11 protein-coding genes and 1 tRNA gene are annotated in these 15063 nt (G+C 66.9%); 8 read left to right on the plus strand and 4 right to left on the minus strand.

Annotated elements, in window-relative coordinates:
- The first annotated feature begins 6 nt into the window (after nt 1-6).
- The 5 genes from LDO15_RS03775 to LDO15_RS03795 all read left to right on the plus strand — a co-directional run bounded on the left by LDO15_RS03775 (nt 7) and on the right by LDO15_RS03795 (nt 7565).
- Complete coding sequence (locus tag LDO15_RS03775) at nt 7-1305, plus strand: maltose ABC transporter substrate-binding protein (RefSeq protein ID WP_223984157.1); 1299 nt, start codon at nt 7-9, stop codon at nt 1303-1305.
- A 129-nt stretch (nt 1306-1434) separates the two neighbouring features.
- On the plus strand, nt 1435-3096 hold the full coding sequence (locus LDO15_RS03780) for an ABC transporter permease subunit (protein ID WP_223984158.1): 1662 nt from the start codon (nt 1435-1437) through the stop codon (nt 3094-3096).
- Entirely contained in the window at nt 3093-4139 is a 1047-nt protein-coding gene (locus tag LDO15_RS03785; RefSeq protein WP_223984159.1) for a sugar ABC transporter permease, read from the plus strand. The genes LDO15_RS03780 and LDO15_RS03785 overlap by 4 nt, the downstream gene beginning before the upstream one ends.
- Before the next feature lie 2 nt (nt 4140-4141).
- Complete coding sequence (locus LDO15_RS03790; protein ID WP_223984162.1) at nt 4142-6160, plus strand: glycoside hydrolase family 13 protein; 2019 nt, start codon at nt 4142-4144, stop codon at nt 6158-6160.
- 34 nt (nt 6161-6194) lie between these two features.
- Nucleotides 6195-7565 carry an FAD-binding oxidoreductase gene (locus tag LDO15_RS03795; protein ID WP_223984164.1) on the plus strand — a complete coding sequence of 457 codons (1371 nt, stop codon included), beginning with the start codon at nt 6195-6197 and terminating at the stop codon, nt 7563-7565.
- Nucleotides 7566-7675: 110 nt separating this feature from the next.
- Here the strand turns inward: LDO15_RS03795 and LDO15_RS03800 are convergent, their stop codons facing one another.
- Nucleotides 7676-9094 (minus strand): DUF4032 domain-containing protein, encoded by a 1419-nt coding sequence (locus tag LDO15_RS03800; RefSeq protein ID WP_223987058.1) that lies wholly within the window; start codon nt 9092-9094, stop codon nt 7676-7678.
- 132 nt (nt 9095-9226) lie between these two features.
- A complete protein-coding gene (gene ugpC / locus LDO15_RS03805) occupies nt 9227-10309 on the minus strand; it encodes a sn-glycerol-3-phosphate ABC transporter ATP-binding protein UgpC (RefSeq protein WP_223984166.1) in 1083 nt (360 codons plus the stop codon).
- A 273-nt stretch (nt 10310-10582) separates the two neighbouring features.
- Here ugpC and LDO15_RS03810 point away from each other — a divergent pair, with 273 nt between their 5' ends.
- The gene (locus LDO15_RS03810; protein ID WP_223984168.1) at nt 10583-10984 is read left to right on the plus strand and encodes a VOC family protein; all 402 of its coding nucleotides are present in this window, start codon (nt 10583-10585) and stop codon (nt 10982-10984) included.
- Nucleotides 10985-11017: 33 nt separating this feature from the next.
- Here the strand turns inward: LDO15_RS03810 and otsB are convergent, their stop codons facing one another.
- Both otsB and LDO15_RS03820 read right to left on the minus strand, forming a co-directional pair.
- Complete coding sequence (gene otsB / locus LDO15_RS03815) at nt 11018-11878, minus strand: trehalose-phosphatase (protein WP_223984170.1); 861 nt, start codon at nt 11876-11878, stop codon at nt 11018-11020.
- Nucleotides 11868-13277: a trehalose-6-phosphate synthase gene (locus tag LDO15_RS03820; protein WP_223987060.1), complete on the minus strand. Its 1410-nt coding sequence runs from the start codon at nt 13275-13277 to the stop codon at nt 11868-11870. The genes otsB and LDO15_RS03820 overlap by 11 nt, the downstream gene beginning before the upstream one ends.
- Nucleotides 13278-13569: 292 nt before the next feature.
- Here LDO15_RS03820 and LDO15_RS03825 point away from each other — a divergent pair, with 292 nt between their 5' ends.
- Together LDO15_RS03825 and LDO15_RS03830 are read left to right on the plus strand one after the other, a co-directional pair.
- The gene (locus LDO15_RS03825; protein ID WP_223984174.1) at nt 13570-14460 is read left to right on the plus strand and encodes a thioredoxin domain-containing protein; all 891 of its coding nucleotides are present in this window, start codon (nt 13570-13572) and stop codon (nt 14458-14460) included.
- Nucleotides 14461-14682: 222 nt separating this feature from the next.
- A tRNA-Thr gene (locus LDO15_RS03830) sits at nt 14683-14759 on the plus strand.
- Nucleotides 14760-15063: the final 304 nt, after the last annotated feature.

Below are 15063 nucleotides of genomic sequence, written 5' to 3' on the forward strand. Positions count from 1 at the left end.
ACACCAATGAAGGTGCAGAACACCCTCACGAACGGGACGAGCCGCCGCGTATTCACCGCGGGCGCGATCTCCGTCGTGGCAGCGCTGGCCCTCAGCGCGTGCGGCGGCGCCGCAGCCACCGCACCCGCCACGGCGACGGCCAAGCCTGACCTGAAGGCCTCCGGCGCCAGCACGATCACCATGTGGGTCGATGCGGAGCGCTCGCCCGCGCTGAAGGACATCACGGCCAAGTTCCAGGCCGACACCGGCATCGAGGTCAAGCTCGTGGTCAAGGACTTCGCCGCCGTCCGTGACGACTTCATCACCCAGGTCCCGACCGGCAAGGGCCCGGACCTGATCGTCGGACCGCACGACTGGGTCGGCAAGTTCGTCCAGAACGGTGTGATCGCGCCGGTGGAGCTCGGTGACAAGAAGTCCGCGTTCCAGGACTCCTCCATCAAGGCCATGACGTACAACGGCTCCGTCTATGGTGTCCCGTACGCGATCGAGAACATCGCCCTCCTGCGCAACACGGACCTCGTGCCCCAGAGCGCCAAGACCTTGGACGAGGTCATCGCCAACGGCAAGAAGGCCGTGGCAGAGGGCAAGGCGAAGTTCCCATTCCTCGTGGGCATGGACCCGAAGCAGGGCGACCCGTACCACCTCTACCCGCTGCAGGCCTCGATGGGCTCGCAGGTCTTCGGCAAGGCTGCCGACGGTGGCTACGACCCCAAGCAGCTCCTGATCGGCGACGCCGCCGGCGTCGAGTTCGCCAAGAAGCTGGCCGCCTGGGGCGACGCCGGTGAGAAGATCATCAACTCCAACATCACCGGTGACATCGCCAAGGAGAAGTTCCTGGCCGGCGAGTCCCCGTACTACCTGACCGGCCCGTGGAACGTGCCGGACGTGCAGAAAAAGGGCATCAAGTTCGCCGTCGACGAGCTGCCCACCGCCGGCGACAAGCCCGCCCAGCCGTTCATCGGCGTCAACGGCTTCTTCATCAGCGCCAAGAGCGCCAACGCCCTTGCCACGAACGAGTTCGTCACCAACTACCTCACCACCGAGGCAGCACAGGACTCCATGTACAAGGCAGGAGGCCGTCCGCCGGCCCTCAAGGCCTCGTTCGACAAGGCCGCGAGCGACCCCATCGTGGCAGCCTTCGGCAAGATCGGCGCCGACGGCGTCCCGATGCCGGCCATCCCCGAAATGAGCGCCGTCTGGGCTGACTGGGGAGCCACCGAGCTCGCCCTCATCAAGGGCCAGGGCGATCCCGCCGCCGACTGGGCCAAGATGGCCGCCAGCATCAAGGCCAAGATCGCGGGTTAGCCACCGCGCGGTTCCCAAGGATCCCGTTCAGGATGCCGAGGAACCGCACAGCACCGGGCCGGGCGGCACACCATGCCGCCCGGCCCGTTCCTGCACCACCCAGCTTTCTCCCGAGGACCGTAGACAGCCATGACAGACACCGAACTCCGCCAGGCCGGCGATTCCGCCCCCGCAGCGCCCGGCGGCCCCGCCGGGACACCCGCAGGGAAACCGGCACAGAAACCAAACGGCTCGCGCCGCCGAACCTTCGGCCCCGACACCACCAGGGGGACGGTCGCCAAGATCGTGCTGCTGGGCCTCGTGGACGCCGTCGCCGTCTACGTGCTCATGATGCTGTTCCTCAGCCAGTCCTGGGGCGCGCTGGCCGTCTCCGCCGTCGTGGTGGCAGTGATCAACTGGATCTACCTGCGCAAGGGCGGACTGCCCGCGAAGTATCTCGCCCCCGGCGTGCTGTTCCTCCTCGTGTTCCAGGTCTTCGTCGTGCTGTTCAGCGGCTACATCGCCTTCACCAACTACGGCGACGGGCACAACAGCACCAAGGAAGACGCCATCGCGGCCATCCAGCTCACCGCGCAGAAACGCGTCCCGGACTCCCCGGCTTACAAGGCAGCCGTGCTGTCGAAGGACGGCGCCTTCTACCTGCTGTTCACGGACCCGGACGGGAAGGTCTCGCTCGGCAGCACCGAGGCGCCGCTGGAACAGGTCTCCGGCGCCGCCAAGGATTCCACCGGCAAGGCCAACGCCCTCGACGGCTACCGGACCCTGAACTTCCAGGAGATCGTCGCCAACCAGCAGCGGATCCTGGGCATCACCGTTCCGGTCTCTGCCGACCCCGCGGACGGCACCCTGCGCACCGCGGACGGCAGCTCCGCCTACCAGTTCAAGCCGGCCCTGAAGTACGACGACGCCGCCGGCACCTTTACTGACACGGACACCGGCGCCGTCTACCGGGACAACGGCAAGGGCGCGTTCGCCGCGGACAGCGGCGAGACCCTGGCCACCGGCTGGAAGATCGACGTCGGCATGGAGAACTTCGCGCGGGCCTTCACCGATCCGAGCCTCCGCGGTCCGCTGCTCGGCGTCATCCTCTGGACCTTCACCTTCGCCGTCGCGTCCGTGGCACTGACCTTCGCCCTGGGCCTGTTCCTGGCGATCACGTTCAACCGCGAGGACCTGCGCGGCAAGAAGATCTACCGGATCCTCATGATCCTGCCTTACGCGTTCCCGGCCTTCCTTTCCGGCCTGGTCTGGTCCGGCATCCTGAACCCGCAGTTCGGCTGGCTCAACCAGACCCTGCTGGGCGGTGCCACGATCGGCTGGCTCACGGACCCGGTCCTGGCCAAGATCAGCGTGCTGGTGGTCAACCTGTGGCTCGGCTTCCCGTACATGTTCCTCGTCTGCACCGGTGCTTTGCAGTCCCTGCCCACGGAACTGGACGAGGCGGCCCGGATGGACGGCGCCAGCCCGTGGCGGGTGTTCCGCTCCATCAAGCTGCCGCTCCTGCTGGTCTCCATCGCGCCGCTGCTGATCTCCTCCTTCGCCTTCAATTTCAACAACTTCAACGTGATCTTCATGCTCACCGGCGGCGGTCCGCGCTTCGCCGACACGGACCGGGACATCGGGGCGACGGACATCCTGATCACCCTCGTCTACAAGGTGGCGTTCGGGCAGGGCACCGGGCGGGACTACGGCCTCGCCAGCGCCCTGGCGATCATCATCTTCATCATCGTGGCCACTGTCTCGGCCATCAGCTTCAAGCAGACCAAGGCACTTGAGGAAGTGAACTCATGAACGGGCCCGCACCGCGCGTCGACTCCACGACGGACCACCCGCAGCTCCCCGCCGCAGGCAAGAAAACAGGCAAGAAGACAGGCGATGAACCAGGAGCTAAATCGGTCAGGAGGACCGGCGCTGAAGACAGCCCCGTTCTGGCCGGCGCAGCGCCCGCGGCTGACCTCTCAGCACTCCGGCGGCGCAAGTCCTTCGGCGCCTGGTCCAAGGACAAGGGCTGGCGGCACCTGGTGGGGATCGTCGTCACGATCTTTGCGATCTTCCCGCTGCTGTACGTGCTCTCCGCGGCCTTCAACTCCACCGGAACCCTGGTGGGATCCAACGCCCTGTTCAGCCGGATCGACTTCGGCAACTTCACCGAGCTGATGAACAACCCCTCGCGCCCCTTCGCCCGCTGGTTCGTCAACACCATGGTGGTGGGCGGTGTGACCTCGGCGGCCACCGTGTTCCTGGGGGCCATGGCGGCGTACGCGTTCTCCCGCATGCGCTTCACCGGCCGTCGGATCGGCCTGCTGAGCCTGCTGCTCCTGCAGATGTTCCCGCAGCTGCTCGCCGTCGTCGCCATCTTCCTGCTCTTGAGCGGCATCTCCGAGGTCATCCCGGCCCTCGGCCTGGGCAGCCAGCTGGGCCTGATCATGGTCTATCTCGGCGGCGCCCTGGGCGTGAACACCTACCTCATGTACGGATTCTTCAACACCGTGCCGCAGTCCCTGGACGAGGCGGCCAAGATCGACGGCGCCAGCCACGCGCAGATCTTCTTCGGCATCATCATGCGGCTCGTCACCCCGATCCTGGCCGTCGTGGGTCTCCTGACCTTCATCGGCATCTCCGGCGAGTTTGTCATCGCCAGCGTGGTGCTCACGGACCCCGACAGCCAGACCCTCGCCGTCGGGCTGTACTCCTTCGTGGCGCAGCAGCGTTCGGAGAACTGGGGAGTCTTCGCCGCCGGCGCCGTGCTGTCCGCCGTCCCCGTTATGGCCCTGTTCCTGTACCTGCAGCGCTACATCGTCAGCGGCCTCACCGCGGGCTCGGTGAAGGGCTAGGCATGACGCTCCCGGGCAGCGCGGGCCCGCTCCCGCACCACGACGGCTCGGCCCTCCACGCGCCACAACAGGTGGAACTCGGGGCGGAGGTCCGCCTGCGGCTCCGCGTGCCGGCCGTCTGGGGCCGGCCCGCCCGGGTCTGGCTCCGGTCCCTCCACGACGGCGAACCCCGCTACGAGAGCTGCGTGAACCTCGGAGAGTCCGACGGCTGGGGGTGGTGGGAAGCGGCGATGACGGTCACCAACCCGGTGGCCCGCTACCGGTTCCTTCTGGAAGTCCCGGACGCAACTACCGGCGCCGCGGCCGCCGCGGACGCAGCTATCGGGGACGCAACTACCGGCGCCGCGGCCGGGGGCAGCCAGCGGTACTGGAGCCTCAACGCGCACGGCCTCTTCAGCCGGGACGTCTCCGACTATGCGGACTTCCGGCTGACGACATTCGGGCCCGCCCCCGGCTGGCTGCGCCAGGGCACGATATACCAGGTTTTCCCGGACCGCTTCGCACGCTCGGCGTCCGCACAAGACCCGTACCCGGCCCCGGACTGGGCCGTGCCGTGCAGCTGGGACACCTCCGAGGTGGAGGGCGCCGGCCCGCAGACCCCGTACCAGTACTACGGCGGCGACCTTCGGGGCATCACCGAGCGTCTGGACCACATCCGGGCCCTCGGCGCCGACGTCATCTACCTGACGCCGTTCTTCCCGGCCCGCTCCAACCACCGCTACGACGCAGCCACCTTCACGTGCGTGGATCCGCTGCTGGGCGGGGACGAGGCGCTCGTGGAACTTGTCGAAGCCGCCCACGCCCGCGGCCTGCGGGTGATGGGCGACCTCACGGCCAACCACTCCGGCGACGCCCACGAATGGTTCCGGCGCGCCCTCGCGGACCCGGCCTCCGAGGAATCCGGGTTCTACTATTTCAACGCCGACCACACGGAATACGAGTCCTGGTACGGCGTCCGGTCCCTGCCCAAACTCAACTGGGCATCCCCGGGCCTGCGCGAGAAGTTCGTCCTGGCCGATGATTCACCCGTGGCGCGCTGGCTCCGGCCGCCTTTCAACCTGGACGGCTGGCGGATTGACGTCGGCAACATGACCGGCCGGCTCGGCGGCACCGACCTCAACCACGACGTCGCCCGGCTGATCGCGGACCGGGTCCGCTCGATCAACCCCGAGGCGGCGCTGCTCGCCGAGGCCACAAATGACGCAGCCCCCGACTTCAGCGGCGAGCACTGGCACGGCGCCATGACCTACTCCAACTTCACCCGGCCGTTGTGGTCCTGGCTTGCCGGGGACGCCGGGCACGTCAACTTCTTCGGAACCCCGCTGCCCGGCCCTAACAAGACGGACGCCGAGGACTTCCTGGCTACCCACCTGGACCTCGCCTCCGCGTTCAGCTGGGATGTCCGGCAGCAGAACATGAACGCTCTGAACAGCCACGACACGGCCCGGGCGGCCACGGTGATGATCGACGGCGGCCAGCGGCTCGGCGCGCTGCTGATGTTCACCCTGCCGGGGGTTCCCGTGCTGTTCGCCGGGGACGAGTTCGGACTCAAAGGCGACAACGGGGAGGCCTCCCGGACGCCCATGCCCTGGAACGATCCCGGCCGCATCCTCACCGACCTGCGGGCGGACTACGCTGCCCTCGCCGCGCTGCGCCGGGAACAGCCCGCGCTGACCGGCGGCGGCATCCGCTGGCTGTACGCCCGCGGGGACGTCTTGGCATTCGTTCGCGAAACCTCGCAAGGCGCCGTGCTGGTGTTCGTCGCCCGGGCGGGCGCCGAGGCGGAACTGGCTCCAGGGGCGCTCTCTGGGACCCAGTACGCTGCCCTGGCCGGGCGGCCCGCCTACGCGACGGGCGAGGTCACGGTGGCGCTGAGCCGCGAGCCGGGGCCGTCAGCGGGCCCGTCCGCCGGAAGGGTGAGGGCCGATGAAGCTGGCGGAACCGTCCGGATCTGCACCGGGGGTCCGGCCGCCGCCGCATGGGTGCTGCCGGGGACCCGGGGGCCGGTCCCGCAGCCTTAGACTGGGATCCGGATTCGACCGAACTGGAGACCGCATGCGCAGCATCATCGACGAGCTGACCTCTGCCCTGGGGCCGGCGAAAATTGCCGTGGACGACGCCACCCTGGCCGCCTACGCCGTGGACCAGGCGCCGGTCCTGGACTATCAGCTCCCGCAGGCGGTGGTCCGCGCCGAATCGGTGGCCGACGTCCAGGCCGCCGTGCGGGCCTGCGCCGCACGCGGCGTCTCACTCGTGGCGCGCGGGGCCGGAACCGGCGTCTCGGGGGGTGCCCACGCGTCCGAGGGCTGCGTGGTGCTTTCCCTCGAGCGGATGAACCGCATCCTGGAGCTCAACCCGGATGACGAGACCGCCGTCGTCGAACCCGGCGTCATCAACGCGGACCTCAACGCCGCCGCCGCCGTGCACGGGCTGATGTACGCCCCGGATCCGGCAAGCTTCAAGATGTCCACCATCGGCGGCAACGTGGCCACCAACGCGGGCGGGCTTCGCTGCGCGAAATACGGGGTGACCCGGGATTCGGTCCTGGCCCTCGACGTCGTGCTCGCGGACGGCTCGCTCATCCACACCGGCCACCAGACTTTCAAAGGTGTCGCCGGCTACGACCTCACCGGGCTGTTCGTCGGCTCGGAAGGGACCCTGGGAATAGTTGTTGGCGTGACCGTGCGGCTGAAATACCTGCCGCGCGACGTACACACCATCGCCGCCTTCTACCCGGACTTCCGCAGCGCCGCTGCCGGCGTCCTTGCCGTCGGCAAGGCCCGCGTTCAGCCGGCCATCATGGAACTGCTCGACGGCGGCTCGCTCGCGCAGCTCGACGACCTCCACGGCTCGGACCTGGCCTCACGCGGGGCATCCCTGCTGCTGATCCAGACCGACGGCTTCGGCGCGGCGGCGGAAGCCGCGGCCATCCGCCCGGTCCTCGCGGCCGGGGGAGCGGTGGTGAGCATGGAAGCCAGCGCGGAGGCCGAGCAGCTTGTCGAGCTGCGGCGCAACAGCCGCGGGACCGAGGTGGACGACGAATACCGGGTGGGCGAGGACGTGGCCGTGCCGCGCTCGCGGCTGGTGGACTACGTGGCCGAGCTGGAAGCCATGGCGGCCGAGCACCGGGTCCAGCTCAAGGTCGTGGCGCATGCCGGCGACGGCAACCTGCACCCCACGTTCTGGATCGAGCGGGTGGAGAACACCGTGGATGCCGATGCCATGGCCCGGCTCGGCGCCGCCCTGGATAAGTCCATCACCGTGGCGCTGGCCATGGGCGGCACCATCACCGGCGAACACGGGATCGGGCAGTACAAGCTGCGCTGGCTGGGCCTGGAGCAGAAGGAACCGGTGCGCGAACTGCAGCGCCGAATCAAGGAACTCTTTGACCCGGCCGGGATCCTGAATCCGGGGAAGGCGATTTAGCCCGCCCGTGCTGTAACCCGCCCGCCGCCCGCCCGCCCAAACCCAACTAGCTGGCAGCAGGGGCCGTTTTGAGCGCCCAGAACGGCCCCTGCTGCGAGTCAGTTGGGTGGCTAGTCGTCGGCGTCCGGGTATTCGGCAATTGATTCGTCGGCGCCGTACCGTGATTCCTCGGTTTCGACCTCGAGGATCTTGAGCAGCCCAGTGTCCGGGTTGAGCATGATTGCGGCCTCGTCCCGGCGGTGGCGGAGTTCGTTGTCGATGTAGGACTGGACGGCCTCGGCCAAGGGGATGTGCCGGTTCTCCTTCTCGGAGATGTACCAGCGGTGCTCCAGGACCTCGTGCACGGCCTCGGCGGGCTCGAGCTTGCCGGAGAGGTCGCGGGGGATGGCCCGCACAATCGGCTCGAAGATCTGGCTGACCCAGAGGTGCGCGCTGTATTCCTCATCCATGCCCGGGTTGTTGTCCGCCCGGAACGAGTCCATGTCGTTCAGGAGCCTGCGGGCCTGGTTTTCCTGGGCGTCCAGGCCGGTCAGGCGCAGCAGCCGGCGCTGGTGGTGCCCGGCGTCGACCACCTTGGGCTGGAGCTGGATGGTGGAGCCGTTCTGCGTCGTCTTGATGGCGTATTCCTCGACGTCGAAGCCGAGCTCGTTGAGCCGCCGGATACGGGCGGCCACGCGCCAGCGTTCCCCGATCTCAAACGACTCCTTCGCCGTCAGCTCGGTCCACAGCCGCCGGTAGCTGTCCATGATCAGCTCGCTGGTGGCCACCGGGTCGACCTTCTCCTCGATCAGGCCGCCGTCGAGGAGGTCCATGAGTTCCCCGGCGATGTTGACCCGGGCGATTTCGAGGTCGTACTCGCGCTGGCCGGTGGACAAATCGGGATACAGCTCGCCGGTCTCGGCGTCCACGAGGTAGGCGGCGAAGGCGCCGGCGTCGCGGCGGAACAAGGTGTTGGAAAGCGAGACATCGCCCCAGTAGAAGCCGATCAGGTGCAGCCGGACCAGCAGCAGGGCCTGGGCGTCGATCAGCCGGGTCAGGGTGTCCTTGCGCAGCATCTGCGAGAAGAGGGCGCGGTACGGCATGGAGAACTTCAGGTGCCGGGTGACCAGTACCGGGTTCAGCGGCCGGCCCTCCGGGGTGGTGCGTCCGGTGATGACGGCCACCGGCTCCACGCAGGGCACGTCCAGCCGGGCGAGCTTGCGGAGCATGTGGTACTCATGGCGGGCCACGTGCTCCGAGGTTTCCTTGATGGCGATGACCGACCCGCCAAGGTGGGCGAAGCGCACGATATGCCGCGAGATGCCGCGGGGGAGTGCCGCCAGATTCTCTGCCGGCCAGTCCTCGAGGGCAATGTGCCAGGGCAGGTCGAGCAGCTCCGGCTCGGTGGCGGCGGCCGTGATGCTGAGCGAACTGGACACCATGGAGGCCTTCTGGTCATTGGCGCTCGCGGCCTCAAACCGGGGCAGCTTCCCGATCTGACCGTAGTCGGTGGGCTCGTCGTGCCACTGGGCACTGTTTTCCTCGGTCATGGGGTTTTCCTCGGTCATGGATCAATTCTTCCGTATTAAAAGGACCGCGCCTAAAGCGTCGAAGTTAAAGCCCGACGGCGGCCCTCCAGTGGGGAGGACCGCCGTCGGTTTCAGCGTGGGAACCGGTGGGGATCAGTCGCCGAGGCGGAGACCGGTCTTGGTGTCGAACAGGTGCACGTGGCCTGACTGCGGGCGGACCCAGATGGACTCACCCTTCATCGGGGGGCGGCGGCCGTCGACGCGGGCCACGATGTCGTGGCTCTTGCCGTCCAGCGTGGTGTGGCCGTAGACGTAGGCGTCGGCGCCGAGTTCCTCGACGACGTCGACCTCGACCTGGAGGCCTTCACCCTGGGCGACCGTTTCAAGGTCTTCCGGGCGGGAGCCGAGGGTCACGGTCTGGCCGTGCGCCTCTTCGAGGACGTCGCGCGGAACCGGGTAGACGGTGCCGCCGAACTGCACGCCGCCGTCGACGACCGGCAGTTCCAGCAGGTTCATGGCGGGGGAGCCGATGAAGCCGGCCACGAAGACGTTCTTCGGCTTGTCGTAGAGGTTGCGCGGGGTGTCGACCTGCATCAGCAGGCCGTCCTTCAGCACGGCGACGCGGTCACCCATGGTCATGGCCTCGACCTGGTCGTGGGTCACGTAGACCGTGGTGACGCCGAGGCGGCGGGTCAGGGACGCGATCTGGGTGCGGGTCTGCACGCGCAGCTTGGCGTCGAGGTTGGACAGCGGCTCGTCCATGAGGAAGACCTGCGGGTTACGCACGATTGCGCGGCCCATGGCAACACGCTGGCGCTGGCCGCCGGAGAGTGCCTTCGGCTTGCGGTCCAGGTACGGTTCGAGGTCCAGGAGCTTGGCGGCCTCACGGACGCGCTCGGCGCGCTCTTCCTTGCTGACGCCGGCGATCTTCAGCGCGAAGCCCATGTTGTCCGCCACGGTCATGTGCGGGTACAGGGCGTAGTTCTGGAACACCATGGCGATGTCGCGGTCCTTCGGCGGAACGTCCGTGACGTCGCGGTCGCCAATGAGGATACGGCCGGAGTTGACGTCCTCGAGACCTGCGAGCATGCGCAGGGAGGTCGACTTGCCGCAGCCGGAGGGGCCAACGAGAACCAGAAATTCGCCATCGGCGATATCAATGTTGAGCTTGTCAACAGCGGGCTTCTCGGTGCCCGGGTACAAACGTGTCGCGTTATCAAAAGTAACTGTAGCCACAGTTATCAATCCCTTCACCGGCAGGTACGTGCCGGACGATCCGTAGTGAATGGTCTTTTTATGCAGTTGTAATTCAGTTATGGGTTTTCACGCGCATGCTCCCCGGCCGAAGTCGGGGAGTATGTCGAGAAATATCCAGTGACGCCGCACGGTAGCTGTGCGCCACATCACATACAGAGTATGTCAGATATATGGCATTTAGGTTAAAATGTTACGGATGTCACACGTGGGGTCCGTCACGTGGCGCCGGAAGCGGCTGTGTATGCTGTGCGCATGACGGCACTGCAGATCTATGTCAGTTTCCCCGGCACGGCACGTGAAGCACTTGGTTTCTACGCCGACGTTTTCGGCGGAGAGCTTGCATTGTTCACGTACGAGGAGTTCAACCGCAGCGACGGCCCGCCGGATGCCATTGCCCACGGACAGCTGAACGGCGCAGTCGCTTTGGCGGGGTCAGATGCGGCAGCGGGCGAGAAAAGCGTCCGGTTCGAAGGCCTCATGCTCTCGCTGCTGGGGACCGCCGAGCCGTCAGTTCTCCACGAGTGGTTCGACAAACTCGCCGTTGACGGCCGAGTGATCGACCCTCTCGCCCCGAAGCCCTGGGGCGCCTCAGACGGCCAGGTCATCGACCGTCACGGACTTCACTGGCTGATCGGCTACGAACCTGAATCGTGACCGACGCCCAGTTGCCCGCTTGGTAAGCCAGCTTTAGTTCCGGGACGCTACGGACTTAGTCCGTTCGCGCAGCAGCGCCTCCAGCAGTTCGCAGACGTGGACGGGCGACTCGATCCGGAACTCGGCCTGGGTGAAATCAAGCCCCACTTTTACGCCGAGATCGCCCGGGACAAGGCTGGCGAGGGCGTCCTCGTCAGTGGTGTCGTCTCCGGCGAAAGCAACCGCCGTGGCCCCGGCAGCCTGCCGCAGGAAGGCAATGCCCTCTCCCTTGGAGGCGTTCACCACGGAGGTCTCCAGGACGCGGTTGCCGGTCTTGATGAAGACGCCGCTGCGGTCCTGCAGGACCGCCCGCGCCGCGGCGACGGCGTCCTCGGCGACGTCGTCCGCCGCGAGCCGGGTGTGCAGGACGACGCCGGCGGGTTTGTCCTCCAGGAGGGTCCCGGGGGCCTGTTCCACGATCCCCTCAAGCTCTTTGCGGATCTCGGCCAGGAGTTCGCGCTGGGCGTCGTCGAGCATCAGCTGGGAAGAGCCGGGCCCCATCCAGACTTCTGCGCCGTGGCTGCCGATCAGCAGTGTCTCCTCCGGCGGGGAGGCGACGGCCCGCAGGCTGTCCAGCGCACGGCCGGAGATGAGCGCCGTCGTCGTCCGGGGAAGTTCAGTCAGGGCCGCGAAGGCGGCCGAGGAGCGCGGGAGTGCGCGGGCGTCGGCCGCATGATCCACCAGGGGTGCCATGGTGCCGTCGAAGTCCATCGCCACGAGCAAGTGCTCGGTGCCGGCGACGCGGCGCACCGCCTCGAGCAGTTCGGGGGACAGCGAGAGCGGGGCGGCGTCTGAACTGTTGGCGTCTGAACTGTTGGTGCCTGAGCTGTTGGCGCCGGTGGTGTCAGGAGTCATCACGCACCACCTTTTCGGCCAGGGCGGTCAGGAAGTCCGAGGACCAGAGGTCGACGTCGTGGTCCAGAATCTGCTTGCGCATGGCCCGCATGCGTCGGGACGCCTCGGCGGGCTGCATGTTGACGGCCTTCATGATGGTGTCCTTGAGGCCGTCGATGTCGTGCGGGTTCATCAGCAGGGCCTGCTTGAGCTGGTCCGCGGCGCCGGCAAATTCACTGAGCACCAGTGCGCCGTCGTTGTTCGTCCGGGCTGTGACGTATTCCTTGGCCACGAGGTTCATGCCGTCGCGCAGGGCCGTGACCAGCATGACGTCAGCGGCCAGGTACAGAGCCACCATCTCCTCGATGGGGTAGCTGTGGTGGAGGTAGCGGACCGCGCTGTTCTCCATGGTGTCGAAGGTGCCGTTGATATGGCCCACGGTGCCCTCCACCTCCTCGCGGAGCAGACGGTACTGTTCCACGCGTTCCCGGCTGGGGCTGGCCACCTGGATCAGGGTTGCGTCCTCCACGGTGACTTTGCGGTCCTGCAGCAGTTCTTCGTAGGCCTTGAGCCGGTGCCGGATGCCCTTGGTGTAGTCGAGGCGGTCGACGCCCAGCAGGATGGTCTTGGGGTTGCCGAGGTCCCGGCGGATCTGCTTGGCGCGCTCAATGACTTCCGGCTTCCTGGCCAGCTCGCTGATCTGCTTGACATCAATGGAGATGGGAAACGCCTGGGCCCGGGCAATGTGGGTGGTTTCGCCGTCGGCGCCCCTGACGTGGACCTGCTGCTGCTTGACGCTGGCGCCGAGGAAGCGCCGGGCGGAGCGCATGAAGTTTCCGGCGTCGCTGCTGCGCTGGAAGCCCACCAGGTCCGCGCCCAGCAGGCCGTCGATGATCGCACGGCGCCACGGGAGCTGGGCGAAAATCTCCGGCGGCGGGAACGGAATGTGGTTGAAGAACCCGATCTTCAGGTCCGGCCGGGCCTCCCGGAGCATCTTCGGGACCAGCTGGAGCTGGTAGTCCTGCACCCAGATCGTGGCGCCCTCGGCTGCGTGGCGGACGACGGCGTCGGCAAACCTGCGGTTCACCTTCCGGTAGGAGTCCCACCAGGTGCGGTGGAACTCCGGCGGGGCGATCACGTCGTGGTACAGCGGCCACAATGTGGCGTTGGAGAATCCCTCGTAGAAGAGCTCGATGTCGTCCGTGCTCAGCTGGACCGGGATGAGGTCGATGCCGCCATGGCTGAAGGGCTTGACGGTCTCATCGGGCGCGCCGTGCCAGCCCACCCAGGCGCCGTCAGTCTTGGTCATCATCGGGGCCAGAGCTGTGACGAGTCCGCCGGGGGAGCGGCGCCAGCCGTCCTCGCAGCCGGATTCATCGTCGGAGCAGCGGTCAACGGGCAGCCGGTTGGACACCACCATGAAGTCGAACTGGTCCCCCGCCCCGGCGCTCTGTGCCGCGCCGTCCGTAGCAGCCCCCGCCGCTTCAGTGGTGTGCTGCGCGCCGTGGCTGGCGCTTTCCGTTGCTTCCATTGGTGCCCCCTGGGCTTGCTTGTGGCTCTCCGTCAACCCTAGCCGCACGGAATCTTCCGGGCTATTCGTCCGTTGGGCAGGCGGTGGGGAAACTTGAAAGCGCAAGTTCTCGGGTTTCTCCCCTAAAATGATGAAGTTGCCACTGAGTGGACCGTCCCTGGCCGAACGACCCGAGGAAACAATGAGCCCCGCAAACGAACCCCGACAGTCGAAGGCAGAGCGCACTGCCGCGGCGCGCGAGAAAGCCCGTGAGATCCGCGAAGCGCAGCTGAAAAAGGACAAGCGCAACAAGCTCCTGATCGGCTGGGGCATTGTTGCCGCGGTCGTCGCCATCATCGTGATCGTGGCGCTCGTGGTGACTTCCAACATCAAGAACAACGCCCCGGTTGCCGACGAAGGACCCACGCCGGCCAACGGCAATATCCACGGCGGTGTCACTCTGCTGGCGAACACCGACGTGGCCAAGACCGACCCCGCGACAGTGAAGCTCTCCGACCTCCCGGCCGCACCGGCCACCCCGCCGTCTCCGGTCACGGCCCCGGGCGCCGAGGCTGAGGCCGGCAAGCCGGTCAAGGTGGTCCTCTACATCGACTTCATCTGCCCCGTCTGCAAGAACTTCGAGGCGCAGTACAACGAGACCCTCACCAAGCTGCGCAACGAAGGCAAGATCACGGTGGAATACCGCCCGCTGGGCTTCCTCGACAGCCGATCGACCACGAACTACTCCTCGCGCGCGGCCAACGCCGCAGCCTGCGTGGTGAACGAATCCCCGGAGAAGTTCTCGGACTTCGTCGACCTGCTGTTCGCGAAGCAGCCGGCCGAAGGCAGTGCGGGCCTGTCCGACACGGAGCTGAAGAAGATGGCCACCGACGTCGGGTCCAAGAGCATCGAGAAGTGTGTGGACGACAAGACGTACCGCCCGTGGGTCAAACACACCACCCAGGAGGCCGCGGTGATCGGTGTGACCGGCACGCCCACCGTGTTCGTCGAGGGCAAGCAGTGGGGCACGGGCGACAGTGCCCAGACCCCGTTCGACCAGTTCCTGCAGGCCGCGGTCGACGCCAAGAAGTAAGCGCCCATGGCACTGAAGCTGTTGAAGGCCCGCAGTCGTAGGTTGCAGGTGAGGCAGTAGAAGAAGGCCGGGCTCCGGGATCACTCCGGAGCCCGGCCCTCTTTTTGTGGCGGGGGCGTTGCGCGTTTTTCCCACCCGGCGTCGGTGGGCTACCCTTGTCTAGCGTCCTAATATCTGCCCCGTGTTTCGCATCTGGTGCGTGGATAGTCAGGCTGCAGGAATGCCTCCTTAGCTCAGTTGGCCAGAGCACCGCTCTTGTAAAGCGGGGGTCGTCGGTTCGAATCCGACAGGGGGCCCCACGAAGAACCGCGCCGTTACTTGGAACTTACCTGGTGGCGGCGCGGTTTTGCTTTGCCTCGTCTGTGGGCTTTCCCTCCAAAACCCCTCCGACACCCGATTTGGTGTTTATCTAGGACACGGCCGAAGGGAGCCGGCCACGATCAGGCTAAAACCCAATCCGTCACTGATGGCTGCTGTACGGAGGCCGTCTGGGATTTCCGCCCGATCTACTGGGTTAGTGCCAAGTAGGACGGCCTCGGCGCCAGAATGAGTTCCAAGGGCACTGGCATCGTAACTCTGCAGTAAGTCATACTTCTCATACTT

The sequence above is a fragment of the Arthrobacter sp. NicSoilB8 genome, assembly GCF_019977355.1.
In the GTDB taxonomy this organism is placed as follows: Bacteria; Actinomycetota; Actinomycetes; order Actinomycetales; family Micrococcaceae; genus Arthrobacter.

Excerpts from the sequence above, each read along its gene's own strand:
- LDO15_RS03810 (WP_223984168.1), top strand. The coding sequence starts at position 10,583 with ATGACGGCACTGCAGATCTATGTCAGTTTCCCCGGCACGGCACGTGAA.
- LDO15_RS03785 (WP_223984159.1), top strand. The coding sequence starts at position 3,093 with ATGAACGGGCCCGCACCGCGCGTCGACTCCACGACGGACCACCCGCAG.
- LDO15_RS03795 (WP_223984164.1), top strand. The coding sequence starts at position 6,195 with ATGCGCAGCATCATCGACGAGCTGACCTCTGCCCTGGGGCCGGCGAAA.
- LDO15_RS03800 (WP_223987058.1), bottom strand. The coding sequence starts at position 9,094 with ATGACCGAGGAAAACAGTGCCCAGTGGCACGACGAGCCCACCGACTAC.
- otsB (WP_223984170.1), bottom strand. The coding sequence starts at position 11,878 with ATGACTCCTGACACCACCGGCGCCAACAGCTCAGGCACCAACAGTTCA.
- LDO15_RS03775 (WP_223984157.1), top strand. The coding sequence starts at position 7 with ATGAAGGTGCAGAACACCCTCACGAACGGGACGAGCCGCCGCGTATTC.
- LDO15_RS03820 (WP_223987060.1), bottom strand. The coding sequence starts at position 13,277 with ATGGTGGTGTCCAACCGGCTGCCCGTTGACCGCTGCTCCGACGATGAA.
- LDO15_RS03780 (WP_223984158.1), top strand. The coding sequence starts at position 1,435 with ATGACAGACACCGAACTCCGCCAGGCCGGCGATTCCGCCCCCGCAGCG.
- LDO15_RS03825 (WP_223984174.1), top strand. The coding sequence starts at position 13,570 with ATGAGCCCCGCAAACGAACCCCGACAGTCGAAGGCAGAGCGCACTGCC.
- LDO15_RS03790 (WP_223984162.1), top strand. The coding sequence starts at position 4,142 with ATGACGCTCCCGGGCAGCGCGGGCCCGCTCCCGCACCACGACGGCTCG.